We start from the raw sequence: 25,722 nt of genomic DNA on the forward strand, positions 1-25,722 counted from the left end.
CGGAGCGCGTATGGGCCTGTTAAACCGAATAAAAATGCTGTGGCGAGCCGCCGTTGGCTCGTCTTATTCCTGGCCGGCACTGGATGTTACCCTCCCCGGCGGGCGCTATCTGCACCTCGTCGGCAGCATTCATATGGGCACCCGCGATATGGCGCCGCCCCCGGCCAGGCTGCTGAAAAAAATTCGCCAGGCCGATGCGCTGATTGTGGAAGCCGATATTACCGGGAACGAAACGCCCTTCAGCAACCTCCCCTCTTATCCGCCGCTGGCCGAGCGCCTGAGTCCCGAGCAGCTCGTTGAGCTGGAAGCCCGCGCCGCGGAGCTGGGGCTGGCAACCGCCCTCTTCGACAGCCAGCCGCTGTGGCAGGTTGCCATGGTGCTGCAGGCGACCCAGGCGCAAAAGCTGGGGCTTCGTCCGGATTACGGGATTGATTATCAGCTGCTGATGGCGGCGCGCGAAAGCCGCGTGCGGGTGATGGAGCTGGAGGGGACCGATAGCCAGATTGCGCTGCTGCGCGATTTGCCCGACGGCGGGCTGGCGCTGCTGGAAGACACGCTGACCCACTGGCGAACCAACGCCCGTCTTCTGCAGGTGATGATCGGCTGGTGGCTGGAGCAGCCGCCGGCAACAGGGGCGACCTCGCTACCCACAACCTTTAGCCAGTCGCTGTACGATGTTCTGATGCATCAGCGCAACCTCGCCTGGCGCGAGACGCTGCTGGCTCTGCCTCCGGGGCGCTACGTTGTCGCCGTCGGCGCGCTGCATTTATACGGTGAAGGGAACCTGCCTGATATGCTGACGTAAAAAAATGGCCAATATTTCTATTGGCCCGTCAAAGAGGAATTTCATCATTATTATTATCCCGAGATTCGCACCTCGGATCGTTCGATTGTCGCTCAAAGTGACCATCACTGCCAATACTATTGCGCAAGATGGTACTATTTTTTACACAATCATCAGGCGTATGCTTAACGTACATTAGATCGGTTGGTAAGAAGGATAGCGATGACTCCCGCCGTTAAGTTACTCGAAAAAAACAAAATTGCTTTTACGATCCACAGCTACGATCACGATCCCGGCGAAACCAATTTCGGCGACGAAGTGGTGCGCAAGCTCGGCCTGAACGCCGATCGGGTGTATAAAACGCTGCTGGTGGCGCTCAACGGGGATATGAAGCATCTGGCCGTCGCGGTCACCCCGGTTGCCGGTCAGCTGGATTTGAAAAAAGTGGCCAAAGCCCTGGGCGCGAAGAAAGTGGATATGGCCGACCCGATGGTGGCGCAGCGGGTAACCGGCTATCTGGTCGGCGGCATCAGCCCGCTTGGCCAAAAAAAACGCCTGCCGACGGTGATTGACGCCCCGGCGCAGGAGTTCGCCAGCGTGTATATCTCAGGCGGCAAACGCGGGCTGGATATCGAGCTGGCGGCCAGCGATCTGGCGAAAATCCTGGATGCGAAGTTCGCCGATATCGCCCGCCGCGATTAATCTTTCCAGCCACCTCGCGCTGCGCTTCGCCGGGCTGAACCCACGACCCGGCGAGCGACGCGGTCCCGTTACTGCCAGCTCACCTCGCCTTTCGGCTCAAACGCCGCCGCGTCCAGCGGGGAGTTCTTCTGGATATACTCCTTCAGCACTTCAGCGTCGATGAACCCGGTGTTGACGTAGCCTGGCTTAGCGTCGATGTGCGGATAGCCGTCGCCGCCGGTGCCGTTAAAGCTCAGGGTCGCCATGCGGTAGGTTTTCGTCGGATCGACCGGCTGGCCTTTGATTTTCAAATCATTCAGCTTGCCGTCTTTCACCACAAAGCTGACGTTGGCGAACTGCGGATAGGCCCCGGAATCGGGCTTCATCTGCGCCACGGCGGTGAGATACTCCGTCACCTCCTGGCCGTTCATATCGACATACACCAGCACGTTGCCGAACGGCTGCACCTTCATCACGTCTTTATAGGTAATATCCCCGGCTTCGATGGAGTCGCGGATACCGCCGCCGCTCATCACCGCAAAATCGGCGCCGCTGCGCGCCATCTGCGCCGCCAGCAGAAGCTGTCCCATATTGGTCTGCACGAAGCGTACCTTGCTACGATCGCCCTCAAGATGGCCGTTGACGCTGCCGATTTTCACCTGCAGCTGCGCTTTGCCCTTATTCTGGAACGGCGTCAGCAGCGATAGCATCTGCGCGTTTTCCGGGATCTGCGGCGTATAGAGCACGCGTTCGCTCTGGCCGTTGTCGTAGGTCACCTTTTTCTTCAGGTTGACCGGGATCAGCTGATAGTGCACCAGCTTCATTTCACCGTTGCGGAATTCAAAATCCGCGCGGCCCACGTATTTACCCCATTCGTGCGCCTGGACTATCCAGATACCGTTTTGCCTGTCCGGCGCGCACGGCGTACCGGGAACATAATCCACCTGCTTTTTATTCTCTGCCGCCATGCATACCGGATCCTGCGAATGGCCGCCGACAATCATCGCCAGCGCTCCGGCAGGGAGGCTGCGCGCCATCTCTACGTCGCCCGGGGCATTCGAACCGTGAGCACCGTTGTCATAATGGCCCATATGGGTCGTCGCCAGAATGACGTCCGGCTTTTCATTCTGCTGCAGCTCCTGAATCACCAGCTTCGCTTCTTCCGCCGGGTTGCGGAATTCAATATCGGTGAAGTACTCCGGGTTGCCAATTTTCGCCGTATCGTCCGTCGTCAGGCCAATCACCGCGATATTCAGCCCGCCGCGCTTAAACAGGGCCCAGGGCTTAAACAGGCGCTCACCGGTGCTTTTCTGGTAAATATTGGCCGACAGGAACGGGAATTTAGCCCACTTCTCCTGCTGGCGCAGCACGCTGAGCGGATTATCGAACTCGTGGTTGCCCACCGCCATGGCGTCGTAGCCCACCAGGTTCATGCCGCGAAAGTCAGGCTCCGCATCCTGTAAATCAGACTCCGGAACCCCGGTATTAATATCGCCGCCGGACAGCAGCAGCACGCTGCCACCCTCGGCGGCAACCTCTTTGCGAATACCGTCCACCAGCGTTTTTTGCGCCGACAGACCGTATTCACCGTAATCGCTACGCCAGAAATGTCCGTGGTGATCGTTGGTATGCAGGATGGTAATTTTATAGGTTTTATCCTGCTCATAGGCCTGCGCTGACAGGCTTCCCAGCGATAGCGCCGCCAATAACGCCAGCGCCACGCCCTGTTTCACAAATTGCATCTTTCACTCCCTGATTTAATAACAAGTGCCGAAAGTATAGCGAGTTAAGCCATTAGACAAATAGGTTTTCAGAATTGCGGCTTCCTTCAAACCTTAGGCGCGGGTATGTTAGTCAGATAATAATTCCACCTGCATCCTCTCATAAGAACCTTTAAGCGAATCTATGGCAATGAATCAGACTGCTCAACCCTTACCCGGCTCCGCTGCGCCGCCGCAAAAAGCACGCACCTCGTTTCGCATTCTGGGGGCCATCAGCCTTTCCCACCTGCTGAACGATATGATCCAGTCGCTGATCCTCGCGATCTACCCGCTGCTACAGTCGGAGTTTTCCCTCTCCTTTGTGCAGATCGGCATGATCACGCTCACCTTCCAGCTCGCATCTTCGCTCCTGCAGCCGGTGGTGGGCTATATAACCGATAAGCACCCGATGCCGTGGTCGCTGCCCGTTGGCATGTGCTTTACCCTCTGCGGGCTGGTGCTGCTGGCGCTGGCGGGAAGCTTTGGTACGGTGCTGCTGGCCGCCGCGCTGGTCGGTACCGGCTCCTCGGTCTTCCATCCGGAATCTTCTCGCGTGGCGCGCATGGCCTCCGGCGGACGCCACGGCCTGGCGCAGTCGCTGTTCCAGGTTGGCGGAAACTTTGGCAGCTCGCTGGGCCCGCTGCTGGCGGCGGTGATCATTGCCCCTTACGGCAAAGGCAACGTTGCCTGGTTCGTGCTGGCCGCGCTGCTGGCTATCGTTGTGCTGTCGCAAATCAGCCGCTGGTACGCCGCGCAGCATCGGATGAACAAAGGTAAACCTAAGGCCGTCATCGCTAATCCGCTGCCCAAAAATAAAGTTATTCTGGCGGTAAGCATCCTGCTGATGCTTATTTTCTCGAAATACTTCTATATGGCGAGTATTAGTAGCTATTACACCTTTTATCTGATGGATAAGTTTGGCTTATCGATCCAAAACGCGCAGATTCACCTGTTTATCTTCCTGTTCGCGGTTGCCGCAGGAACGGTGATTGGCGGGCCTGTCGGCGATAAAATTGGGCGGAAATACGTTATTTGGGGTTCTATCCTCGGCGTAGCGCCGTTTACCCTTATTTTACCCTATGCCACCCTCGAGTGGACGGGGATTTTGACCATGATAATTGGTTTTATCCTCGCATCGGCGTTTTCTGCCATTCTGGTTTACGCCCAGGAGCTATTACCGGGCCGAATTGGCATGGTTTCCGGCCTGTTCTTCGGCTTTGCATTCGGCATGGGCGGCCTGGGAGCCGCGGTGCTGGGGCTGTTAGCCGATCACACCAGTATCGAGCTGGTCTATAAAATCTGCGCTTTCCTGCCTCTGCTCGGCATATTGACGATATTCCTCCCTAACAATCATCAAAAAGCGTGATTATACGGCAGTCAAAGTGAAACTTTGGCTGCCGTCATCCCTTACCCCATCAGGATCGCCCCAGCATTACCTGCCCCTGTTTTCCGATCTGTGCTTTTTTGCGGGCTAATTCCAGTTTTCTGCATAATTCAATAATTATTCATAAACAAAACGGCTAAAAGTGTCATAAACTATTAATCGGTTTTTAGGTTTATGCACCCTATCATTCGAGTTGCATCAGGGCCGCGAGCAGGATGAACGCGCGAAGCTAACGCCGATGCAGCCTGAAGGATGAGGTGCTTAATACCGAAAATGGATTGGCTCACCACATGCAAGGAGACGGAATGCACCACGCAACACCGCTTATCACCACCATTGTCGGCGGGCTGGTCCTCGCTTTTATTTTTGGCATGATCGCCAATAAGCTACGTATTTCTCCACTGGTGGGCTACCTGTTAGCGGGCGTACTCTCCGGCCCTTTTACCCCGGGTTTTGTTGCTGATACCAAGCTGGCGCCAGAGCTGGCCGAGCTTGGGGTCATTTTGCTGATGTTCGGCGTCGGTCTGCATTTCTCTTTAAAAGATTTAATGGCGGTAAAGTCGATAGCCATCCCCGGCGCGATTGCCCAGATAGGCGTGGCAACGCTGCTAGGTATGGCGCTTTCAGCAATGCTGGGCTGGTCGCTGATGACCGGTATCGTTTTTGGCCTGTGTCTTTCTACCGCCAGTACCGTGGTGCTGCTGCGCGCGTTGGAAGAACGCCAGCTTATTGATAGCCAGCGAGGGCAAATCGCCATCGGCTGGCTCATCGTCGAAGATTTAGTGATGGTGCTGACGCTGGTCCTGCTGCCCGCCGTCGCCGGAATGACGGAAAAAGGCGACGTCGGCCTGGCGTCGCTGGCCGTGGATATGGGCATCACTATCGGCAAAGTCGTCGCCTTTATCGCCATTATGATGCTGGTTGGCCGCCGCCTGGTGCCGTGGATTTTATCGCGCAGCGCCGCAACCGGCTCGCGCGAACTGTTTACGCTTTCGGTGCTGGCGCTGGCGCTCGGAATTGCCTTCGGCGCGGTTGAACTGTTTGACGTCTCCTTTGCCCTCGGCGCCTTTTTCGCCGGCATGGTGCTCAACGAATCCGAGCTCAGCCACCGCGCCGCCCACGATACGCTGCCGCTTCGCGACGCGTTCGCGGTGCTGTTCTTTGTTTCCGTCGGCATGCTGTTCGACCCGATGATCCTGCTGGAGCAGCCGCTGGCGGTGCTGGCAACGCTGGCGATTATCATCTTCGGTAAATCGCTGGTGGCCTACTTCCTCGTGCGGATGTTCGGCCACTCTACGCGCACCGCGCTGACCATCGCCGCCAGCCTGGCGCAAATCGGCGAGTTCGCCTTTATCCTCGCCGGGCTCGGCATGGCGCTGGATCTGCTGCCGCAGGCCGGGCAGAACCTGGTGCTTGCCGGGGCGATTATCTCCATTATGCTCAACCCGGTGCTGTTCGCGCTGCTGGAGAAATACCTCGTTAAAACCGAAACCCTCGACGAGCAAACCCTCGAAGAGGTGCTGGAAGAAGAGAAGCAAATTCCGGTCGATATCTGCAATCACGCGCTGCTGGTCGGCTTTGGCCGCGTCGGCAGCCTGCTCGGCGAGAAGCTGATGGCGCAGGGTATTCCGCTGGTGGTTATCGAAACGTCACGCACCCGCGTGGACGAGCTGCGCGAACGCGGCATCCGCGCGGTGCTGGGCAATGCGGCAAACGAAGAGATTATGAATCTGGCGCATCTGGACTGCGCCCGCTGGCTGCTTCTGACCATCCCTAACGGCTACGAGGCGGGAGAAATCGTAGCCTCTGCGCGCGAGAAGTGCCCGAACATCGAGATTATCGCCCGCGCGCACTATGATGACGAAGTGGACTATATTGTCGAACGCGGCGCGAACCAGGTGGTCATGGGCGAGCGCGAAATCGCCCGCGCCATGCTGCTGCTGCTGGAAACGCCGCCGGCGGGTGAAGTGGTCACCGGCTAGGCTCTGACGCCCTCTCGCCTCGGCTGAGGGCGTGAACCTGTCCCGTCTAACGGTTTCCCTCCCCTGCGGCGAGGGAAACGCGCTTAACGCTCCCAGTACGCCTCCTCGAGGCTGTCTTCCCGCTCCGGCAGCCCGCGGGTTAAACGCGGCGAGTGCTGATTCAATACCTGATAGCTCACGCGGTTCGCGTATTTGCACACCTGCGCCAGGGATGAGTAGGTCAGCCACTTGCACTTGTGCTTGCTGGAGTTGGGGACATTATTGCGGTGGTAGTTGTTGGCCGTGATATCGTGCAGCAGTGCCGCCAGCGCGCCGTCGCCGGCACCGTTGGTATTCATGATTTTCTCAGGCCCGCCCATGTACGGGGCGATGTGGGAGTAAATACGCAGCGGGTTTTGACAATCCTGATGACGCATCGCGCGGCTGAACTCGTACTGATTAAACTCGGCGATGGCCCCCGGCAGCAGCGGGTGCTGGGTTTTGCGTTTCGCCTCGTCTTCGGTGAAGCTGGCCATATACAGGCCCGCAGGCCCGGCGGTGCATAGCACCAGATCAACCCACTCCAGCGCCTTATCTGAGGCCAGCAGCGGATCGGCAAGCCCGGTCAGCGCCTCGGCCTCTTCTTCGTTCATCGCCAGAATCGAGACATTTTCCTTCAGGAAGTCCTGCCACCACTGCGGGTTGTCGGCAATGACGTATTTGGTGCCCAGCGTCAGCACCACCGGCACGTCGTGTTTTTTCGCATACTCAATCGCTTTCATCGTGGCGTCCGGCATCGGTTCGCCGGGCTTGCAGCGCACCAGATAAGAGGTCAGGACCAGCGCTGAAGCGCCGGCAATCACCGCTTCCGGGATACTTTCCGGGCGCAGCTTATTCATGTGCCCTGGGCTGATGGCGAAGGTGCGCTCGCCGGAGTCGCCGATCAGGGTGAAGCAGCGGCCGATCGCCCCGTCCACGCCCTGAAGATAGTTAAGATCGGTGCGGCTGGAGGTATTACAAAGATAGCGATAGGCGTAGCCGCCGATGTCGATATTGCTGCACATCACGCCAAGCAGCACCGAGCGATCGTCCGCCAGCACCGAATAGTTGTGCATGGTATTGCCGATGGTGCCACCGGCAAACTGGTGGGTGATAAGATCGTTATGCAGCAGATCCTGATAAAGCGCCTCGGCGATATCATCTTCAATCACCAGCGAATGTCCGGCGCTCAGGCCGTAGCGCTCGATAAACGCCTCATCCACTTTCGCTTCGATATCTACCAGCGTCTGGTCAATGCCGACCACCCAGGAGATAGCGGATTCATTTTCCGGCTGAATTTGCTGCAGCAGCGGATCGCGGGCGTTGACGGGAAAGTAGTGTTTAGATTTGCGTTTACCGGGAAATTTCATAGTGGTGGTTTAGTGGCAGTGGACAGGCGGGGAATAGTAGCATATTCCCCGCGCCGCACGCGATTAGCGATACGCTGCCGTCAGGTTAACCATCATTTCAATATGCGCCGCGTCGGCGTTGAGTGCGGGAATATATTCATATTTCTGTCCGCCGGCCTCGAGGAAGAACTCGCGGTTCTGCACGGCAATCTCTTCCAGCGTCTCCAGACAGTCGGCGGAAAATCCAGGACAGATAACCTGGACGTGCTTCACGCCCTGCTCGCCCAGCATTTTCAGCGTCTCGTCGGTATACGGAGTCAGCCACGGCTCGCGGCCAAAGCGCGACTGGTAGGTCATCATCACCCGGTCGGGCGAGAGATCCAGCGCGGAGACCAGCTCACGGGTGGTGTCGCGGCAGCGCTGCGGGTAGACATCCCCTTCGCTAGCGTAGCGCTGCGGAATACCGTGATAGGAGAGCAGCAGCACGTCCGGCTCGCCGTGTTCGGCAAACGAAGTGCGAACGCTGGCGGCGAGCGCCGCAATATAGTCCGCGTCGTCGGCGTAATCACGGATAAAGGAGACGCCCGGGATCGCCCGCTTTTTGCCGAGGATCCGCGCCAGCTCGTCCCATACCGCCGCCACGGTGGAACAGGAGTACTGGGGATAGAGCGGCAGCACCACGATATGGTCAACGCCCTGGGCCAGCAGCTCATCCACCGCGCTTTCCAGCGAGGGGGAACCGTAGCTCATCCCCAGCGCCACCGGCGTCTCCGGCAGTCGGGCGGCCAGCGCCTGCTGCTGCTGACGGCTGTAGACCATCAGCGGCGAGCCCTCTTCCATCCAGACCGACTGGTAAAGCTTCGCCACCCTCGGGGAGCGCAGAGGGAGGATCGCACCGCGCAGCAGCGGCCACCACAGCAGACGAGGCGTATCAACGACCCGTTTGTCGCTCAGAAATTGTCGCAGATAGCGCTTCACCGCGTCGGGCGTGGGCGCATCGGGAGTGCCTAAATTGGCCAGCAAGATACCTGTTTTCGTCTGATGCATTACCGCCTCTTAACCATTTGAATCGCAGCCAATTGTAGCTGAAATGGCGCTAAACGGAACCAATCATAGAAAAAGGTAGAATGAGAGGTGTTCTCACCCCGTAATGACGGGATGAGAACGCACGGGATTAGCCGAGGATTTTTTCCAGCTCAGCGCGAACTTCAGCCACGGCTTTGGTGCCGTCGACTTTGGCGTATTGGGTGTTACCCGCCTGCGCTTCTTTCTGGTAGTAGCCGATCAGCGGCGCGGTCATCTGATGGTATTCCACCAGGCGCTTACGCACGGTCTCTTCCTGATCGTCTTTACGGGTGCTCAGCTCTTCGCCGGTCACGTCATCTTTGCCTTCAACCTTCGGCGGGTTGAATTTGATGTGGTAAACGCGGCCGGAAGCGGCGTGGACGCGGCGACCGATGATGCGATCGACGATCAGCTCGTCCGGTACGTCAAACTCAAGGACGTAATCGACGGCGATGCCCGCTTCTTTCATGGCGTCAGCCTGAGGAATGGTGCGCGGGAAGCCGTCGAGCAGGAAGCCGTTGCGGCAATCTTCCTGGGTAATACGCTCTTTCACCAGCGCAATCACCAGCTCATCGGTCACCAGCTTGCCGGCGTCCATAATGTCTTTGGCTTGCTTACCCAGCTCAGAGCCAGATTTCACAGCCGCGCGCAGCATATCACCGGTAGAGATTTGCGGAATACCGTATTTCTCCATGATGAACTGAGCCTGAGTTCCTTTACCCGCGCCCGGAGCGCCAAGCAGAATAATACGCATTACGAAAATCCCCTCAAAAGTCGATTCTATTTTTCAAAAACGCTAAACCATACCACCAGAACGCAGATGGCTCAAGGAAGGCAGAGCGGCTGAAACGGTTAATGGTCAGTTTATTTTGGCTGAAGAGGGTATTTCAGAAGGTTTGAGGCAGATACCCTCCCCCGTTTCGGGAGAGGGTATTGAGGGCAGGAGTTAGGATGCCAGCAGCTGGTTCATGCGGCGGATAAACTGGTTAGGATCTTCCAGCGTACCGCGCTCGGCCAGCAGCGCCTGATCGAGCAGCAGCTCAACCCATTCGCCAAACTGAGCATCATCCTGGGTATCCGCGGCGCGTTTAACCAGCTGATGAGCCGGGTTCAGTTCAAAGATGTACTTCACTTCCGGCGCAGCCTGGCCCGCAGCGGCGAACAGCTTCGCCATCTGGGTGCTCATCTCATCCGCATCGGTAGTGACGATGGCCGGCGTATCGGTCAGACGGTGGGTCAGACGAACCTCTTTCACCCGCTCGCCCAGCAGCGTTTTCACGCGGTCAACGAACGGCTCCAGCGCCTTTTCAGCCTCTTTGGTGCTTTCATCAACTTCATCCGCCAGCTTATCCAGCGACTCGTCGGTTTTGGCTACCGACTGGAACGCCTTGCCGTCGAACTCGGTCAGATAGCTCATCATCCACTCGTCAATGCGGTCAGAGAGCAGCAGCACTTCGATGCCTTTCTTACGCAGCAGCTCGAGGTGCGGGCTGCTCTTCGCGGCGGCGTAGCTGTCGGCGGTGATGTAGTAAATCTTCTCCTGCCCTTCTTTCATGCGGGAGACGTACTCTTCCAGCGACACGGTCTGCGCGGCGGAGTCGGTATGCGTACTGGCGAAGCGCAGCAGCTTAGCAATGGTCTGCTGGTTCGCGCTGTCTTCCGCCGGGCCCTCTTTCAGCGCCAGGCCGAACTGCTGCCAGAAGGTCTGATATTTTTCGGCATCGTCTTTCGCCAGTTTTTCCAGCATCTGCAGCACGCGCTTGCTCAGCGCGCTGCGCAGGTTGCGGGTGACGCTGCTGTCCTGCAGGATTTCGCGCGATACGTTCAGCGGCAGGTCGTTGGAATCAACGAGGCCGCGGACGAAGCGCAGGTAGTTAGGCATGAACTGCTCGGCGTCGTCCATGATGAAGACGCGCTGAACGTACAGCTTCAGGCCATGTTTATGATCGCGGTTCCACATATCCCACGGCGCCTGGGACGGGATATACAGCAGGCTGGTGTACTCCTGCTTCCCTTCAACGCGGTTGTGGCTCCAGGTCAGCGGGTCGCTATAGTCGTGGGCAATGTGCTTATAGAACTCGTGGTACTCGTCGTCTTTAATTTCCGACTTATTGCGCGTCCACAGCGCCTGCGCCTTGTTGATTTTCTCCCAGGAGATAACGGTTTCACCGTCAACTTCTTCCTGTTTTTCAATCTCTACCGGCAGCGCGATATGGTCGGAGTATTTGCTGATGATCGAGCGCACGCGCCAGTCGTTGAGGAAATCATCCTCGCCTTCGCGCAGATGCAGGGTTATCTCAGTTCCGCGATCGGCCTTGGTGATATCGGCAACGGTGTAGTCGCCTTCGCCGGCGGACTCCCAGAATACGCCGTTTTCGGCGCTGTCGCCTGCGGCACGCGTACGTACGGTGACCTTATCGGCCACGATAAACGCGGAGTAGAAGCCGACGCCAAACTGGCCAATCAGCTGGCTGTCTTTTGCCTGATCGGAGCCCATCGATTCGAGGAACGATTTGGTGCCGGATTTGGCAATCGTCCCGAGATGATCGATAACCTCGTCGCGATTCATCCCGATGCCGTTGTCGGCGATGGTCAGGGTGCGCTCATCTTTGTTAAAAGAGACCCGCACGCGCAGCTCACCGTCGCCCTCGTAGAGATCCGGCTGCGACAGCGCGCGAAAGCGCAGCTTGTCGGCCGCATCGGAGGCGTTGGAAATAAGCTCGCGCAGGAAGATTTCTTTATTGGAATAGAGAGAGTGGATCATCAGGTGCAGAAGCTGTTTTACCTCTGACTGAAAACCGCGAGTTTCTTGTCCTTTCATCTAGCTTAACCTCAACAATGCCATGTTTAATGGTAAAAAAACCGTTGAGTGTGAGATGGGGACGGCAGGAAAATTTTTCAAGCAATGGCGGCGAAAAATGCCGAATGCGCGAAATAATTCAGGCTGCGGACGACGCGCGCCAGCAGCCTGAATGTCGGACTAAAGCCGGATCTTATGCCGTCCGGCGAGGGAGTGTGACAGCGTGGTGCCGTCAACCATCTCCAGCTCGCCGCCAACCGGCACGCCGTGGGCGATGCGGCTGGCCTCGACGCCGTACTGCGCGCAGAGTTCGGCAATGTAGTTCGCGGTCGCTTCGCCTTCTACCGTTGGGTTGGTGGCGAGGATCACTTCCTGCATCGATTCGTCACGCAGCCGCTGCTCCAGGCGGTCAAGCCCGATGTCATCCGGTCCAATCCCGTCAAGCGGCGACAGGTGGCCCATCAGGACGAAGTAGCGGCCGGAAAACTGCCCGGTCTGCTCGATGGCATAGATGTCCGCTGGACTCTCCACCACGCAGATCTGCCCGTTCTCCCGGCGGCGCGGATTGCTGCAAATATTGCACACCTCCTGCTCGGTGAAGGTGCGGCAATCGGCACAGTGGCCGATTTCCGACATGGCGCGCGTCAATGACTGCGCCAGACGCATCCCGCCGCTGCGATCGCGCTGAAGTAGCGTAAACGCCATGCGCTGCGCCGACTTTGGGCCAACGCCCGGCAGGCAGCGCAGTGCTTCCATAAGCTGAGTTAACAGCGGGCTGGTTTGCATCAGAACGGCATCTTAAAGCCAGGCGGCAGCTGCATACCGGAAGAGACGGAGGCCATCTTCTCTTTCTGGGTCTCTTCAATGCGGCGCGCCGCATCGTTGAAGGCCGCAGCCACGAGGTCTTCCAGCATATCTTTGTCATCTTCCAGCAGGCTTGGATCGATCTCCACGCGACGGCAGTTGTGCGCGCCGTTGATGGTGACTTTAACCAGTCCTGCGCCGGATTCACCGGTCACTTCCAGCCGGGCAATCTCTTCCTGCATCTGCTGCATTTTGTCCTGCATCTGCTGGGCCTGCTTCATCAGGTTACCCAGGCCGCCTTTTCCACCAAACATAGGCTTCTCTCTCAGTAGGTCATCGTTAAGGATGATGATGGCAAGTCGAACTTGTCATCAAATGGGGCGAATACTCTCTTCATCCAGGTCTGCATCGAAGAACCGGCGCAGCGTCTGGATGTTGTTATCCGCAATAATCGCTTCACGCGCCTGCGTGAGCTTCTCTTCATAAATTGCCTGCCGCCACTCCAGCGGCGTGCGCATCGCAGGATTATCGTCTTCCACGATGGTCAGTTCAACCGCTGCGCCGTATAAAACGCCGAGCGCTTCCGCCAGCTTTTGCTGCGCGCCAGCGGAGTTGAGATGCCGCTGGCTCGGCCGTAGATGCAGGCAGATACGGTTACCGTCCTGCTCTTTCCACGCGTTGAGCGCCACCTGCTCGACCAGCTTCGGTACCGCAAGCTGGTTAACTTCCGCCGCCCAGCTATCGCGTTCGACCGCTTCAACGGCGAGCTTTGCCGCCAGCTCCGGGGTTTTCTCATGCTCCAGCGCTTTCTTCAGCGCCTTCGGCGTGGCAACTTCTTCCTTCACCGTTTCGACGACGGTCGTCGATTTCCAGCGATAGGCTTCTTTCTTCGCCGGGGCCTGCTCCAGCGCCGCTGCAGCAGGACGTGCCTGCACGCGCTCGGTAATCGAACTCAGACGCTCCAGCGCAGAGTTATTCACCGGCCGCGCGCGGGATGCGGCTGCCGGTTCACTCTTTTTTGGGCTGGGTGCTCCCTGATTACGCTGCAGATGGCTCCGCGCCGCCAGTACCTGACTGGTGTTCTGCGGCAAATTCTGCGGCGGTGCGGCGGCTATGGTCTGCACCGGCCGGACCTCCGGCTCGGGCAGCGGTTTATGCGGATGGAAAGCCAGCGCGCGCAGCAGGGTCATCTCAACGCCCATGCGCCGGTCCGGGGCATAGGGCAGCTCTTTACGGCCAATCAGCAGCGTCTGATAGTATAGCTGTACATCGGCAGGCGGGACGGTGCGCGCAAGCTCGCGCATGCGCTGCTCTATCGCGGCCATATCGGCGCCCAGCGCCGAGGGCGACAGCTGTACCATCGCGATACGGTGCAGCAGGCTCTGCATTTCGACCAGCAGCGCCTCCCACTCAACGCCGCGCGACGCGGCCTCGTTAACGCCGGCCATGACCCGCTCGCCGTCGGCGGCTACCAGCGCCTCAATTAAAGAGAGCGCCTGGTCGTCGTCCAGGGTGCCAAGCATCGCGCTGACCGACTCCGTCGTCAGGCGACCATCGCCGCTGGCAATGGCCTGATCGGTCAGGCTCAGGGCGTCACGCAGGCTGCCGTCCGCCGCACGCGACAGCAGCTGCAGCGCGCGGGATTCAAAGGCAATCTGCTCTTCGCCGAGGATATGCTCAAGCTGATGGCGGATCTGCTCGACGTCCAGCGCCTTCAGATGGAACTGAAGGCAGCGCGACAGGATCGTCACCGGCAGCTTTTGCGGATCGGTGGTAGCCAGCAGGAATTTGACGTGCGCGGGCGGCTCCTCCAGCGTCTTTAACAACGCGTTGAAGCTGTGGCGCGACAGCATGTGGACTTCATCAATCAGGTAGACTTTGAAGCGACCACGGGCCGGCGCGTACTGAACGTTGTCCAGCAGATCGCGGGTATCTTCGACTTTCGTCCGCGAGGCGGCATCGATCTCTATCAAATCGACGAAGCGCCCCTGCTCTATTTCACGGCAGTTGTCGCACACGCCGCACGGCGTGGCGGTAATGCCGGTTTCACAGTTCAACCCTTTTGCCAGCAGGCGCGCAATGGAGGTTTTACCTACCCCGCGGGTGCCGGAAAAGAGATAAGCGTGATGGATGCGCCCTAACGACAAGCCGTTCGCCAGTGCGGTCAGCACATGTTCCTGGCCGACGACGTCAGCAAAGGTTTGTGGGCGCCATTTACGGGCTAAGACCTGATAACTCATGGGCTGGCTCTGAAACGCTGGAAGGTGAAATCACGAAGGGGCCATGCTATCACAGCCCCGCCGGATCGGCGAGGCTATGTATCGGGAAATGCTTAGTGACCCGGGAACGGAACCAGGCTGTAGCTGTTGATGCCCAGCTTATCCAGACGCTGCTCGCCGCCCAGATCGAACAGGTTGATGACGAAAGCAGCATCCTGCACCTCACCGCCCAGACGGCGGATCAGCTTCACGGTCGCATCGATGGTGCCGCCGGTCGCCAGCAGATCGTCAACCACCAGCACCTTGTCGCCTTCTTTGATGGCGTCAACGTGGATTTCCAGGCTGTCGGTGCCGTACTCGAGCTCGTAGCTCTCGGAGATAGTTTCACGCGGCAGCTTACCCGGTTTACGTACCGGAACGAAGCCAACACCCAGCGCCAGCGCAACCGGTGCGCCAAACAGGAAACCGCGCGCTTCGGTACCCACCACCTTGGTGATGCCGGCATTTCTGTAACGCTCGGTCAGCAGCTCGATGCTCAGGGCATAGGCCTGCGGGTCTTCCAGCAAGCTGGTGACATCACGGAAAAGGATACCCGGTTTCGGATAGTCCTGAATGCTTTGGATGCTGTTCTTCAGATATTCAAGCTGCTGTGCAGTTGCGGTCATAAGTTTATGCCTGATAAAAACGGTGTTACTCACGGACGCGCCAAACGGGCCAGGGAAACATTTGATTAACCTTTGACCAGGCGTACCCGCGCTCGAAAACGCTCGAATTTACTGACTGTCAGCGACAATTGCAACAGGCATTATGGCGCATCAGTGCTTTTGTTGCTTTGCATCAACCACCGGAATACGCCACATAAATATCAGCAGACAGGCCAAAATCACCAGCAGCATGATGCGTACCCACGTAAGCTTAACCAGCCACAGGGAAATGGCAAAGGTCAGTATAATCATCGCTATCGCCCGCGGCTTGGCGCCGGGCGGCATGGCACGGTGCTGCTGCCAGTGGCGCAGGTAGCCGCCAAACCACGAGCGATACAGCAGCCAGTGATGAAAACGCGGCGATGAGCGGGCAAAGCACCAGGCCGCCAGCAGAATAAACGGCGTCGTCGGCAGTAAAGGCAGGAAGACGCCCAGCGTTCCCAGAACTACCGCCAGCCAGCCAATGATGATTAAAATAATACGTGGCATAATGCGAATCGTTATCAAGCAGATGTGGCTACTGTAGCATAGTTGCTTATCAGGGTAGGGAGGAGTTATTTGAAAACAACCCGGCTTTTACACTCGCTGGAAGAGCAGCTTGCCCGGCTGGCCGCAGAGGTCGCGCCGCTGGCGAACCACGCAACGCTGAGCGCCCGCTTCGATCGCCAGCTGTTCCGTACCCGCAGCACGCTGATGCAGGCCTATCTGGATGAAGCCCAGGATAATTTTGCCAAATTACAGCAGGCTGTCGCCCACCAGCAGCTGCCGCAGGTTGCCTGGCTGGCAGAGCGTCTGACCGCGCAAATTGTCGCCATCAGCCGCGAGACGGCAACCTGGTCGCTGCGCAGCTGGGACAGCGCGGCATCGGGGCTGGGCCGCTGGCAGCGGCGTCGGCTGAAGCACCAGGAGTATGAGCGTCGCCTGCTGGCCATGCGCAACGATCGCCAGCGGCAGTGGCTGCAGGCGACGACGCTCGATGAGCAGCAGCGCCTGGCGAAAGAGGTCGAGGCCTATGCCGGACGCCTGGCCCGCTGCCGCGATGCGCTGGAAAAAATAGAGAGCGTGCTGGCACGCATGACGCGCTAACGGAAGGAATGAGAATGTCGCTAGAAAATGCCCCGGATGAAGTCAAACTGGCCGTCGATTTAATCATGCTGCTCGAAGAGAACCAGGTCAGCCCGCGCACGGTGCTCGGCGCGCTGGAAATCATTCGCCGTGATTATGAAGGCAAGCTAAAGAACGCGCCGGGATCGGCGCAGAACAATAAGGAACAGTAGCGGGCTGCGGGGCGGCGCATCGGCCGCCCCGAGAGTCAATTAGCCGAGCGCCGGGGAAGGATCGTCCCCTTTAACTTCACGCTTCAGCTCCGTCACTTCATCACCCTTTTCATTACGCAGATGAACTTCCAGCTGGTTGAAGGCGATGTTGATATCGTTTTCACGGCACAGGCGATCGATGGTGCGGTTTAGCTCATCCACGGTGTAGCTGCGATCGCGCAGTTCGCGAACGTAGAGACGCAGTTCGTGATCCAGCGTGCTGGCACCAAAGGTCGTGAAGAAGACCGCCGGCGCTGGTTCAGGCATCACCTTCGGATGCTCATGCGCGGCCTGCAGCAGGACTTCCTTCACCTTATCCAGATCCGAGCCGTACGCCACGCCGAGGCGGATGACGACGCGGGTAACGGTGTCAGACAGCGACCAGTTGATCAGGCGCTCCGTCACGAACGCTTTGTTCGGAATGATCACCTCTTTACGGTCAAAGTCGGTAATGGTGGTCGCGCGGATGCGGATCTTGCTGACGGTGCCGGAGAAGGTCCCGATGGTAACCGTATCGCCAATGCGTACCGGGCGTTCAAAGAGGATAATCAGGCCGGAAACGAAGTTACCGAAAATTTCCTGCAGGCCAAAGCCCAAACCTACCGACAGCGCGGCCGCCAGCCACTGCAGTTTGTCCCACGATACCCCCAGCGAGCCAAACACCGTCATCGCGCCAATGGCGATAATGGCGTAGTTCAGAATCGAGGTTATCGCATACGACGTCCCCTGGCGCATGTTGAGCCGCGACAGGATCAGCACTTCCAGCAGACCCGGCAGGTTGCGGATGAGCGCCCAGGCCACCATCGAGGCCACTATCGCAAACAGCAGGCTGCCCATGGTGACGCTTTTTACCACGTTGACACCGGCTTCGGTGCCGTTGTAGTGCCACAGGGTGACGCTGTCGAGATAGGCGAAGACGGTGATCAGATCCGACCAAATAGCCCAGAACAGAATGCCGAACAGGGCGATCATCACCAGCATGGTGATGCGCAGCGTTTGCTGGTTGACCTGCTCCAGCGCGATCGTTGGCTCCTCCTGCGGCTCAGCGCCTTCGGCGCCCTCTTTGACCAGGTGCTGACGGCGAGCCAGCGCGCGACGCCAGGCGATGCGGCGGGCCGCCACGCTCAGGCCGCGCAGCACGGTCTGATACAGCAGATTCCACAGCATCACCAGATAGACGGTTTCAATCCAGCGGCCGGCAAGGCGCAGCGTGGTATAGAAGTAGCCTGTTGCAGTCAGCGCCATCAGCGCAATGGGGACGATCGACAGCACGGTGACGGTCGCCAGGCGCAGGCTGTGCGACTCCTTGTCGCGCCAGCTTTCGCGGCACATCGGCCACACCAGCACCGCAATCAGCAGCAGGTTGATAAAGATAACGAACTGCCCCAACACATCATCCATCAGATGCAGCGGAGAGAGTTCGGAGATAACCGACCACAGGTTCAGCGGCAGCAGCGCCAGGCTGACGCGGACAATCTGCCGACGCCAGTGGCTGGTGAGCTGCGGCGGCATATTGAAGTGGCTCACCGCCACGCCGTCTTTTTCCAGAACCTTCCAGCACAGGCCAAACACCAGCCAGAACAGCGCCAGCTTCTTGCTGTAGGCCCACAGCAGATCGCTGATATTGAGCTGCATCGTCAGCAGAATCAGGCCCGCGGCGAGGATCAGCAGCACCACCGGCAGAGCCCTAATCAGATCGATCAAAATCGCTTTTGGCGTATGCAGCTGGGTATCGTTACGCAGCTGCCCGACCTGCGACGCCAGCTTTGCCTGGTAGCTGCGCAGCCACTGCAGGCGCCAGCGGATAAGGCCGGCAATCAGCAGCAGCGGCAGCCCGGCAAGGAAGGCCACGAAGACGGCGGGCCAGGCTTTTTCCCAGTTTACGGTGATTTTCATCGCCTTAAACTGCCCTTTCAGCGCTTCAGGGAAGGATTTGATCCACTCCCAGTCCATGGGCTTGTTGCTGTTAACCCAGAAAATTTGCTGGGTCAGGATGGCCTTCAGGGTGCTGGAGACGCTCATCAGCTGCTGCTGGTTAATCTGCAGGTTGATCGCCATCATCAGCTGATTACCCAGCTGTTTGTTGAACTGATCGAGCAGCTCGCGGCGCATATCTACCACGTCCAGCAGGGCGTCGTGGACTTCCTGATTCACGTCGCTGCTGTGCCCTTCTTCCAGTTTTGCGACGTAGGCGTCGCTCTGGAACAGGGCGTCGCGCTGCTGGTTAACCTCAAATTGTTCGAGGCGCAGGTCGGCGATGCGGTTGGTCATATCCTCCAGCTCGTCGGCAGACGGCAGGGTCTGCTGCTGCTGGTAAAGGATACGCGACAGCAGCAGGCTGCCTTTGAGGACCGAAATCTGTTCTTTAATGTCGCGTTCCGACTGCAGCGCGCGATCGAGCCAGTTTTTGACCTTAATATTGCGCTGCACCAGCTGGTTGCCGTTTTCAGTCGCCGATATCAGCCTCTGGCTGAGCTGGTGGTTAATCTCCAGCTCCTGCTTCACCAGCGGATTGGCCTGAATGCGCGCGGTTTCATCGGGCGTCACCGCTTCCTGCGCGGTTTTTTCCGTCAGCGTCAGCCGCTTGCTGTTAACGGCTTCCTGCAGCAGCTGCAGCTGATGCTCCAGACGGTTGCTGTTGGCGCTGACGTAGTCCCGCTGCTTCTGCAGCGTGTCCTGCAGGACGGTATTCCCTTCCAGGCTTTTACGCTGCTGGTCGATCTGCGCGTTCAGCAGCGCCTGCTGGGTCAGCAGAAGCCCCTGCAGGGTTGGACGCAGGGCCTCTTCCCCCACCGAGGTGCCGTTCAGCCGGTTACGGATCTGCTGCAACTGCTGGGACGCCGAGTACATCGCGTTCTGCACGCGCTCCGGCTGGGTTTGCAAAGCAACCAGCTGGCTGTTGTACGTCGCCAGATCGTTCTGGGCATTTTGCAGTTCGTCGAGGGCCTGGGTGACGCGGGCTTCCAGCTGACGGAGCGACAGCGAGGCCAGCGTTTTGCGCGTGGCCTCATCGTCAGGCACATCGCCGAGCGCGTTCAGGCCATCGACCGCCTGGCGCATTTTCGCCGGGGCCTGATCGACCTGCTGGCGCAGCTGGGCCGACTCCGACTTGATGCGCTCAATTTTATCGAGCGTTTCGAGGGTTTGCGTCAGGTCCTGCTGAACCAGCTTGTCCTGGGGAGTGAGCTCTTTCTGCTTATTCAGCGTATTGAGCTGGCTCTGCACATCGGAGCGATCGGGTAAATCGGCCGCAAAGGCCCGCGTTGCGCCAAGGCTGCCAACGAAAAACATCAGTACAATTACAAAAGCGGAAATGGCGTTTCGCCAACGAATAGTATGCAGCATAGTGTTAACATGAGTGGTTGCAGAAGCCGGAGAATACCGGGGGTCGTCGCAGCGCGCAGAATAGCACTTCTACCCGCGCGCGAATAGCGGCGGATAGCGGCATTTTTTCGCGCCGGTTCAGGTCGGGAACTTAAGCGAAGCGCTAGAGCGCGGCCTCGGCTGGAGCCCGCAGTGAAGGGCAAAACTGATACATCTCGAGCAGCGTCTCGACAAATTCGCGCGCGTCTTTTTGCAGATCGAAAGAGTCCGGCGCAAATAGCCAGTTTTCCATCAGGCCCGAAAGGTAGCTGCGCATTAAAATCGCCGCCCGCCGGGTTAATAAATTGGCCGGCAGCATCTTCGCCGCAATACATTCGTTAAGGGTGTGCTCGATGCGATCGTAGCTCTCGAGACAGAGGCTGCGCTGCGCCTCCTGGGCCGCCGTCATCTCGCCCACAAACTCGCATTTATGGAAGATGATTTCCATCATCAGCCGCCGACGCTCTTCTGTCACCGTTGCTTCAAGAACATAGACTAAGATCTCACGAACAACTGACAGTGGATCGTTGGGGAATTTTGCCCGATACTCAACTTCGAGGTCACTAATGCTGGCCTCCGAAAGCACCCATATTTCATTAAATAAATCTGATTTATTCTTGAAATGCCAGTAGATAGCCCCCCTCGTCACTCCTGCAGCTTTTGCAATTGCTGCCAACGAGGTAGATGATACGCCTTGCTGCGAAAACAAACGCAGAGCAACGTCCAGAATGTGTTGCCGGGTTTCAAGTGCCTGTTGTTTGGTTTTTCGTGCCATAGGTCGATGAGTTTACAGAGGTTACGTTTACATACATTTATGAATGTATGTACCATAGCATGACCATAATAGAAACACAGTAGTGGGTTTGTGGTCGTTTGAGCCACTGAACAATTTGAAATTGGACACTCGAGGTTTACATATGAACAAAAACAGAGGGTTAACGCCTCTGGCGGTCGTTCTGATGCTCTCAGGCAGCTTAGCGCTAACAGGATGTGACGACAAACCGGCTCAACAAGGGGCCCAGCAAATGCCGGAAGTCGGCGTTGTGACGCTCAAATCCGCACCTCTACAAATCACCACCGAGCTGCCTGGCCGCACCAGTGCATACCGCGTTGCTGAAGTTCGCCCTCAGGTGAGTGGCATTATTCTGAAACGTAACTTCACTGAAGGTAGCGATATCCAGGCAGGCGTGTCCCTTTATCAGATCGATCCGGCAACCTATCAGGCCAGCTACGAAAGCGCAAAAGGCGACTTAGCCAAAGCACAGGCGGCGGCAAACATCGCCCAGCTGACGGTCAAGCGTTACCAGAAACTGTTAGGCACCAAATATATCAGTCAACAAGACTACGACACCGCAGTTGCTGACGCTCAGCAGAGCAATGCTGCCGTCGTGGCGGCAAAAGCTGCCGTGGAAACCGCGCGTATTAACCTGGCGTATACCAAAGTGACTTCGCCTATCAGCGGTCGTATTGGTAAATCGGCAGTGACGGAAGGTGCGCTGGTGCAGAACGGCCAGACCACCGCGCTGGCCACCGTTCAGCAGCTGGACCCGATCTACGTTGACGTGACCCAGTCGAGCAACGATTTCCTGCGCCTGAAACAGGAGCTGGCAAACGGTAAGCTGAAGCAGGAAAACGGTAAAGCTAAGGTCGAGCTGGTCACCAGCGATGGTCTGAAGTATCCGCAGGGCGGCACGCTGGAGTTTTCTGATGTGACCGTTGATCAGACCACCGGTTCTATCACTCTGCGCGCTATCTTCCCGAACCCGGATAACTCCCTGCTGCCAGGTATGTTCGTCCGCGCGCGTTTGCAAGAAGGCACCAACCCTGACGCACTGCTGGTACCACAGCAGGGTGTAACCCGCACTCCGCGCGGTGATGCCAGCGTAATGGTGGTGGGCGAAGGCGATAAGGTCGAGGTTCGTCAGGTCACTGCAACGCAGGCGATTGGCGATAAATGGCTGGTCACTACCGGGGTGAAATCAGGCGATCGCGTCATCGTCACCGGGCTGCAAAAAGTAAAACCAGGCGTGCAGGTGAAAGCGCAGGAAGTAGCCTCTGACGATAAGCAGCAAGCTGCAAGCAACGCTCAGTCAGAGTAAACCAGGTCTTAACTTAAACAGGAGCCGTTAAGACATGCCTAATTTCTTTATCGATCGCCCCATATTCGCATGGGTGATCGCCATAATAATCATGCTAGCTGGGGGACTTGCGATCCTGAAGCTGCCTGTCGCGCAATATCCAACGATTGCGCCGCCGGCGGTGACAATTTCTGCAACCTACCCTGGTGCTGATGCGAAAACGGTGCAGGATACCGTCACGCAGGTTATCGAACAGAACATGAACGGTATCGATAACCTGATGTACATGTCCTCCAACAGTGACTCAACCGGTACGGTTCAGATCACGCTGACCTTCCAGTCCGGTACCGACGCGGATATCGCGCAGGTGCAGGTGCAGAACAAACTGCAGCTCGCTATGCCGCTGCTGCCGCAGGAAGTACAGCAACAGGGCGTGAGCGTGGAGAAATCCTCCAGCAGCTTCCTGATGGTTGTCGGCGTTATCAACACCAACGGCACCATGACGCAGGAGGATATTTCCGACTACGTTGGCGCCAACATGAAGGATGCGATCAGCCGTACGTCGGGCGTGGGCGACGTTCAGCTGTTTGGTTCCCAGTACGCGATGCGTATCTGGATGGATCCGAACAAGCTGAACAACTTCCAGCTGACGCCGGTCGATGTCATTAGCGCCATTAAAGCGCAGAACGCCCAGGTTGCAGCCGGTCAGTTAGGCGGTACGCCGCCGGTGAAAGGCCAGCAGCTGAACGCTTCGATCATTGCGCAAACGCGTCTGAAATCTGCGGACGAATTTAGCAACATCCTGCTGAAAGTGAACCAGGACGGTTCGCAGGTTCGCCTGCGCGATGTGGCGAAGGTCGAGCTCGGTGGCGAAAACTACGACATCATCGCGAAGTTTAACAACCAGCCAGCTTCCGGTCTGGGTATCAAACTGGCGACCGGCGCTAACGCGCTGGATACCGCAAACGCCATTCGCGCTGAACTGGCGAAAATGGAGCCGTACTTCCCGTCAGGCCTGAAGATTGTTTACCCGTATGACACCACGCCGTTCGTGAAAATCTCCATTCATGAAGTGGTTAAAACGCTGGTTGAAGCAATTATCCTGGTCTTCCTGGTTATGTACCTGTTCCTGCAGAACTTCCGCGCCACGCTGATTCCAACCATCGCGGTTCCGGTGGTCCTGTTAGGGACATTCGCCATCCTCGCCATCTTTGGCTTCTCGATAAACACCTTAACCATGTTTGGTATGGTGCTGGCGATAGGCCTGTTGGTGGATGACGCCATCGTGGTGGTAGAAAACGTCGAGCGCGTCATGGCCGAGGAGGGGCTCCCGCCGAAGGAAGCAACCCGTAAATCCATGGGCCAGATCCAGGGCGCGCTGGTCGGTATCGCGATGGTCCTGTCGGCGGTATTCATCCCGATGGCCTTCTTCGGCGGCTCAACCGGGGCGATTTATCGTCAGTTCTCCATCACTATCGTTTCGGCGATGGCGCTGTCGGTACTGGTGGCATTGATTCTGACTCCGGCGCTGTGCGCCACGATGCTGAAACCTATCGCTAAAGGCGGTCACGGCGAGCACAAAGGCTTCTTTGGCTGGTTTAACCGCATGTTCGATAAGAGCACCCACCACTACACCGATAGCGTAGGCAACATCCTGCGCAGTACCGGTCGTTATCTGGTGCTGTATCTGATCATCGTTGTCGGAATGGCATTCCTGTTCGTTCGTCTGCCGAGCTCGTTCCTGCCGGATGAAGACCAGGGCGTATTCCTGAGCATGGCGCAGCTGCCTGCTGGTGCCACCCAGGAGCGTACGCAGAAAGTGCTGGATGAGATGACGGACTACTACCTCACGAAAGAGAAAGCCAACGTTGAATCCGTGTTCGCGGTTAACGGCTTTGGCTTCGCGGGTCGTGGTCAGAACACCGGTATTGCGTTCGTTTCTCTGAAAGACTGGAGCGAACGTCCGGGCAGCGAGAACAAGGTTGAAGCGATTACCGGTCGTGCGATGGCGCGCTTCTCGCAGATTAAAGATGCGATGGTCTTCGCCTTTAACCTGCCGGCTATCGTCGAGCTGGGTACCGCAACCGGCTTTGACTTCCAGCTGATCGACCAGGGTGGCTTAGGCCACGAAAAACTGACCCAGGCGCGTAACCAGCTGTTTGGTGAAGTGGCGAAACACCCTGACCTGCTGGTCGGCGTGCGTCCGAACGGCCTGGAAGATACTCCGCAGTTCAAGGTAGATATCGATCAGGAGAAAGCGCAGGCGCTGGGCGTATCCATCAGTGACATCAATACCACGCTGGGCGCAGCCTGGGGCGGTAGCTACGTCAACGACTTTATCGACCGCGGTCGCGTGAAGAAAGTGTACGTGATGTCCGAAGCGAAATACCGCATGCTGCCAGAAGATATTGGCAACTGGTACGTTCGCGGTAGCGACGGGCAGATGGTGCCGTTCTCGGCCTTCTCAACGTCGCACTGGGAGTACGGTTCACCGCGTCTGGAACGCTATAACGGTCTGCCGTCGATGGAAATCCTCGGTCAGGCGGCTCCGGGTAGAAGTACCGGTGAAGCCATGAACCTGATGGAAGAACTGGCGGGCAAGCTGCCGGCTGGCGTTGGCTACGACTGGACCGGTATGTCCTATCAGGAACGTCTGTCCGGTAACCAGGCTCCTGCACTGTATGCCATCTCGTTGATTGTGGTATTCCTGTGTCTGGCAGCGCTGTATGAAAGCTGGTCAATTCCGTTCTCGGTTATGCTGGTTGTACCGCTCGGGGTTATCGGCGCGCTGCTGGCCGCAACCTTCCGCGGCCTGACTAACGACGTCTACTTCCAGGTGGGTCTGCTGACCACCATCGGCCTGTCGGCGAAGAACGCGATACTTATCGTAGAGTTCGCCAAAGACCTGATGGATAAAGAAGGCAAGGGCCTGATTGAGGCGACGCTGGAGGCGGTACGTATGCGTCTGCGTCCAATCCTGATGACCTCGCTGGCCTTTATCCTCGGGGTTATGCCGCTGGTTATCAGCTCCGGCGCAGGCTCCGGCGCGCAGAACGCCGTAGGTACCGGCGTAATGGGCGGGATGGTCACCGCGACGGTTCTGGCAATCTTCTTCGTGCCGGTATTCTTCGTGGTCGTTCGTCGCCGTTTCAGCAAGAAAACGGAAGATATTGAGCACAGTCATCCGACCGGGCATCATTAATCTCTAAACTGAGGGCCGCATTTGCGGCCCTTTTTTATCGATGAAAGCGCACACAATGTGATTGTTTAGCGGATGTTCTGCTATATAATCAGCAAAGATATGACGTAACCTATTTTTACCAGATTATTCTTCACGGTTTAACCCTTCGGTCTCACTCAGAATATTCTTAATACCAGCGTTATCCGTGGCTGCCGACGGGCGCATGACAAAATA

The 25,722-nt window shown here is 57.7% G+C and carries 20 protein-coding genes and 1 other annotated feature; of the genes, 8 read left to right on the forward strand and 12 right to left on the reverse strand.

The annotated features are described in order from the left end of the window. The first annotated feature begins 10 nt into the window (after positions 1 to 10). The gene (locus RTE01_RS07525) at positions 11 to 805 is read left to right on the forward strand and encodes a TraB/GumN family protein (RefSeq protein WP_115193430.1); all 795 of its coding nucleotides are present in this window, start codon (positions 11 to 13) and stop codon (positions 803 to 805) included. A 201-nt stretch (positions 806 to 1,006) separates the two neighbouring features. Beyond that, on the forward strand, positions 1,007 to 1,486 hold the full coding sequence (gene ybaK / locus RTE01_RS07530) for a Cys-tRNA(Pro)/Cys-tRNA(Cys) deacylase YbaK (protein WP_076944707.1): 480 nt from the start codon (positions 1,007 to 1,009) through the stop codon (positions 1,484 to 1,486). A gap of 68 nt (positions 1,487 to 1,554) precedes the next feature. Here the strand turns inward: ybaK and ushA are convergent, their stop codons facing one another. Further along, on the reverse strand, positions 1,555 to 3,207 hold the full coding sequence (gene ushA, locus RTE01_RS07535; protein ID WP_134525345.1) for a bifunctional UDP-sugar hydrolase/5'-nucleotidase UshA: 1,653 nt from the start codon (positions 3,205 to 3,207) through the stop codon (positions 1,555 to 1,557). 163 nt (positions 3,208 to 3,370) lie between these two features. Between ushA and RTE01_RS07540 the strand changes: the two genes are divergently transcribed. Continuing rightward, entirely contained in the window at positions 3,371 to 4,591 is a 1,221-nt protein-coding gene (locus tag RTE01_RS07540; RefSeq protein ID WP_134525344.1) for an MFS transporter, read from the forward strand. Positions 4,592 to 4,914: 323 nt separating this feature from the next. Continuing rightward, positions 4,915 to 6,591: a YbaL family putative K(+) efflux transporter gene (ybaL, locus tag RTE01_RS07545; RefSeq protein ID WP_041144370.1), complete on the forward strand. Its 1,677-nt coding sequence runs from the start codon at positions 4,915 to 4,917 to the stop codon at positions 6,589 to 6,591. An 83-nt stretch (positions 6,592 to 6,674) separates the two neighbouring features. Here the strand turns inward: ybaL and RTE01_RS07550 are convergent, their stop codons facing one another. The 9 genes from RTE01_RS07550 to RTE01_RS07590 form a co-directional block, all read right to left on the reverse strand. Next, complete coding sequence (locus RTE01_RS07550; RefSeq protein WP_134525343.1) at positions 6,675 to 7,979, reverse strand: inosine/guanosine kinase; 1,305 nt, start codon at positions 7,977 to 7,979, stop codon at positions 6,675 to 6,677. Between the two features lie 63 nt (positions 7,980 to 8,042). Continuing rightward, positions 8,043 to 9,005 carry a ferrochelatase gene (gene hemH, locus RTE01_RS07555; RefSeq protein ID WP_134525342.1) on the reverse strand — a complete coding sequence of 321 codons (963 nt, stop codon included), beginning with the start codon at positions 9,003 to 9,005 and terminating at the stop codon, positions 8,043 to 8,045. A gap of 127 nt (positions 9,006 to 9,132) precedes the next feature. Further along, entirely contained in the window at positions 9,133 to 9,777 is a 645-nt protein-coding gene (gene adk / locus RTE01_RS07560) for an adenylate kinase (RefSeq protein WP_041144367.1), read from the reverse strand. Positions 9,778 to 9,969: 192 nt separating this feature from the next. Further along, positions 9,970 to 11,844: a molecular chaperone HtpG gene (gene htpG, locus RTE01_RS07565; RefSeq protein ID WP_134525341.1), complete on the reverse strand. Its 1,875-nt coding sequence runs from the start codon at positions 11,842 to 11,844 to the stop codon at positions 9,970 to 9,972. A gap of 159 nt (positions 11,845 to 12,003) precedes the next feature. Continuing rightward, positions 12,004 to 12,609 (reverse strand): recombination mediator RecR, encoded by a 606-nt coding sequence (recR, locus tag RTE01_RS07570; RefSeq protein WP_041144365.1) that lies wholly within the window; start codon positions 12,607 to 12,609, stop codon positions 12,004 to 12,006. Further along, complete coding sequence (locus tag RTE01_RS07575) at positions 12,609 to 12,941, reverse strand: YbaB/EbfC family nucleoid-associated protein (protein ID WP_041144364.1); 333 nt, start codon at positions 12,939 to 12,941, stop codon at positions 12,609 to 12,611. The genes recR and RTE01_RS07575 overlap by 1 nt, the downstream gene beginning before the upstream one ends. 57 nt (positions 12,942 to 12,998) lie before the next feature. Beyond that, on the reverse strand, positions 12,999 to 14,867 hold the full coding sequence (dnaX, locus tag RTE01_RS07580) for a DNA polymerase III subunit gamma/tau (RefSeq protein ID WP_134525340.1): 1,869 nt from the start codon (positions 14,865 to 14,867) through the stop codon (positions 12,999 to 13,001). Continuing rightward, positions 13,602 to 13,666, reverse strand: a sequence feature (DnaX frameshifting element). It overlaps the preceding gene by 65 nt. A 92-nt stretch (positions 14,868 to 14,959) precedes the next feature. After that, the gene (apt, locus tag RTE01_RS07585) at positions 14,960 to 15,511 is read right to left on the reverse strand and encodes an adenine phosphoribosyltransferase (RefSeq protein ID WP_041144362.1); all 552 of its coding nucleotides are present in this window, start codon (positions 15,509 to 15,511) and stop codon (positions 14,960 to 14,962) included. A 150-nt stretch (positions 15,512 to 15,661) separates the two neighbouring features. Further along, entirely contained in the window at positions 15,662 to 16,039 is a 378-nt protein-coding gene (locus RTE01_RS07590; protein ID WP_041147537.1) for a DUF454 family protein, read from the reverse strand. A gap of 69 nt (positions 16,040 to 16,108) precedes the next feature. On the opposite strand from RTE01_RS07590, the gene priC reads away from it, so the two are divergent. Both priC and rsmS read left to right on the forward strand, forming a co-directional pair. Then, positions 16,109 to 16,636, forward strand: a complete 528-nt coding sequence (gene priC, locus RTE01_RS07595) for a primosomal replication protein N'' (protein WP_041144361.1) — start codon at positions 16,109 to 16,111, stop codon at positions 16,634 to 16,636. A gap of 14 nt (positions 16,637 to 16,650) precedes the next feature. Then, positions 16,651 to 16,827 (forward strand): pleiotropic regulatory protein RsmS, encoded by a 177-nt coding sequence (gene rsmS, locus RTE01_RS07600; RefSeq protein WP_134525339.1) that lies wholly within the window; start codon positions 16,651 to 16,653, stop codon positions 16,825 to 16,827. A gap of 39 nt (positions 16,828 to 16,866) precedes the next feature. Here the strand turns inward: rsmS and mscK are convergent, their stop codons facing one another. Then, the gene (mscK, locus tag RTE01_RS07605; RefSeq protein WP_115193436.1) at positions 16,867 to 20,211 is read right to left on the reverse strand and encodes a mechanosensitive channel MscK; all 3,345 of its coding nucleotides are present in this window, start codon (positions 20,209 to 20,211) and stop codon (positions 16,867 to 16,869) included. A gap of 142 nt (positions 20,212 to 20,353) precedes the next feature. After that, positions 20,354 to 21,004, reverse strand: a complete 651-nt coding sequence (gene acrR / locus RTE01_RS07610; protein ID WP_041144359.1) for a multidrug efflux transporter transcriptional repressor AcrR — start codon at positions 21,002 to 21,004, stop codon at positions 20,354 to 20,356. 142 nt (positions 21,005 to 21,146) lie between these two features. Here acrR and acrA point away from each other — a divergent pair, with 142 nt between their 5' ends. Further along, entirely contained in the window at positions 21,147 to 22,328 is a 1,182-nt protein-coding gene (gene acrA, locus RTE01_RS07615) for a multidrug efflux RND transporter periplasmic adaptor subunit AcrA (RefSeq protein WP_041144358.1), read from the forward strand. 34 nt (positions 22,329 to 22,362) lie between these two features. After that, positions 22,363 to 25,509: a multidrug efflux RND transporter permease subunit AcrB gene (gene acrB / locus RTE01_RS07620; protein ID WP_041144357.1), complete on the forward strand. Its 3,147-nt coding sequence runs from the start codon at positions 22,363 to 22,365 to the stop codon at positions 25,507 to 25,509. Positions 25,510 to 25,722 lie beyond the last annotated feature (213 nt).

This window comes from Klebsiella terrigena, assembly GCF_006539725.1.
In the GTDB taxonomy this organism is placed as follows: domain Bacteria; phylum Pseudomonadota; class Gammaproteobacteria; order Enterobacterales; family Enterobacteriaceae; genus Klebsiella; species Klebsiella terrigena.

Coding starts and splice junctions, on each gene's coding strand:
- RTE01_RS07525 (WP_115193430.1), top strand. CDS start 11: ATGGGCCTGTTAAACCGAATAAAAATGCTGTGGCGAGCCGCCGTTGGC.
- ybaK (WP_076944707.1), top strand. CDS start 1,007: ATGACTCCCGCCGTTAAGTTACTCGAAAAAAACAAAATTGCTTTTACG.
- ushA (WP_134525345.1), bottom strand. CDS start 3,207: ATGCAATTTGTGAAACAGGGCGTGGCGCTGGCGTTATTGGCGGCGCTA.
- RTE01_RS07540 (WP_134525344.1), top strand. CDS start 3,371: ATGGCAATGAATCAGACTGCTCAACCCTTACCCGGCTCCGCTGCGCCG.
- ybaL (WP_041144370.1), top strand. CDS start 4,915: ATGCACCACGCAACACCGCTTATCACCACCATTGTCGGCGGGCTGGTC.
- RTE01_RS07550 (WP_134525343.1), bottom strand. CDS start 7,979: ATGAAATTTCCCGGTAAACGCAAATCTAAACACTACTTTCCCGTCAAC.
- hemH (WP_134525342.1), bottom strand. CDS start 9,005: ATGCATCAGACGAAAACAGGTATCTTGCTGGCCAATTTAGGCACTCCC.
- adk (WP_041144367.1), bottom strand. CDS start 9,777: ATGCGTATTATTCTGCTTGGCGCTCCGGGCGCGGGTAAAGGAACTCAG.
- htpG (WP_134525341.1), bottom strand. CDS start 11,844: ATGAAAGGACAAGAAACTCGCGGTTTTCAGTCAGAGGTAAAACAGCTT.
- recR (WP_041144365.1), bottom strand. CDS start 12,609: ATGCAAACCAGCCCGCTGTTAACTCAGCTTATGGAAGCACTGCGCTGC.
- RTE01_RS07575 (WP_041144364.1), bottom strand. CDS start 12,941: ATGTTTGGTGGAAAAGGCGGCCTGGGTAACCTGATGAAGCAGGCCCAG.
- dnaX (WP_134525340.1), bottom strand. CDS start 14,867: ATGAGTTATCAGGTCTTAGCCCGTAAATGGCGCCCACAAACCTTTGCT.
- apt (WP_041144362.1), bottom strand. CDS start 15,511: ATGACCGCAACTGCACAGCAGCTTGAATATCTGAAGAACAGCATCCAA.
- RTE01_RS07590 (WP_041147537.1), bottom strand. CDS start 16,039: ATGCCACGTATTATTTTAATCATCATTGGCTGGCTGGCGGTAGTTCTG.
- rsmS (WP_134525339.1), top strand. CDS start 16,651: ATGTCGCTAGAAAATGCCCCGGATGAAGTCAAACTGGCCGTCGATTTA.
- mscK (WP_115193436.1), bottom strand. CDS start 20,211: ATGCTGCATACTATTCGTTGGCGAAACGCCATTTCCGCTTTTGTAATT.
- acrR (WP_041144359.1), bottom strand. CDS start 21,004: ATGGCACGAAAAACCAAACAACAGGCACTTGAAACCCGGCAACACATT.
- acrA (WP_041144358.1), top strand. CDS start 21,147: ATGAACAAAAACAGAGGGTTAACGCCTCTGGCGGTCGTTCTGATGCTC.
- acrB (WP_041144357.1), top strand. CDS start 22,363: ATGCCTAATTTCTTTATCGATCGCCCCATATTCGCATGGGTGATCGCC.